Here is a 902-nt window from a genome sequence, read left to right as displayed (position 1 = left end):
CTGCTGCATGGCTGGAACCGCACCGAGCGTGACTACCCGCTGGATCAGACGCTGGCGGCGCTGTTCGAGCAGCAGGTGCGCCGCACGCCGGACGCCACCGCGCTGGTGAGCGGCGCGGAAAGCCTGAGCTACGCCCAGCTGAACGCCCGCGCCAACCGGCTGGCGCACGCGCTGATAGCGCGCGGCGTCGGCCCGGACAGCCGGGTGGCGGTGTGCGCCGAACGCGGCCTGAACATGGTGACGGCGCTGTTCGGTATCCTCAAGGCCGGCGGCGCCTATGTGCCGCTCGATCCGGCCTATCCGGGCGAACGCCTGCAGTACATCCTGCAGGATGCCGACCCGGTGCTGCTGCTGGCGGACGCCGCCGGCCGGGCGGCGCTGGGCGAGCCTGCGACGCCGCAGCTGGCGCTGGAGGCCGCGTTGCCGGAGACGCTGAGCGCCGAGAACCCGGCACCGCGCGCGCAGGCGTCGCACCTGGCTTACGTGATTTATACCTCGGGCTCGACCGGCAAACCGAAGGGCGCGATGAACGAACACCGCGGGGTGGTCAACCGGCTGGTGTGGATGCAGGAGGCCTACGGCCTGACGGCGGCGGACACGGTGCTGCAAAAAACGCCGTTCGGCTTCGATGTCTCGGTGTGGGAGTTCTTCTGGCCGCTGATGGTCGGCGCGCGCCTGGTGATGGCGAAGCCGGAAGGGCACAAGGATCCGGACTACCTGAGCCGCGCGATCGAACAGTATGGCGTCACCACGCTGCACTTCGTGCCGTCGATGCTGCAAAGCTTCCTGGCGGACGGGCAGGCGGCGACGCGCTGCGGGCAGGTGGTGCGGGTGATGTGCAGCGGGGAAGCGCTGCCGGCGGCGCTGGTGGCGGAGTTTTACCGCCGGCTGCCGCAGGCGGA

At 70.5% G+C, this 902-nt stretch carries 1 protein-coding gene; it reads left to right on the top strand.

Annotation, left to right across the window (positions count from 1 at the left end):
* The coding region (locus ACJ8IN_RS24610) for an AMP-binding protein (protein ID WP_442519558.1) at positions 1–902 on the top strand (902 nt) is incomplete at both ends.

The sequence above is a fragment of the Serratia sp. CY31944 genome, assembly GCF_052169175.1.
Classification (GTDB): Bacteria; Pseudomonadota; Gammaproteobacteria; order Enterobacterales; family Enterobacteriaceae; genus Serratia; species Serratia sarumanii.
Note: the sequence above shows the minus strand (reverse complement) of the source record. Positions and strands in the feature narration are given on the sequence as shown.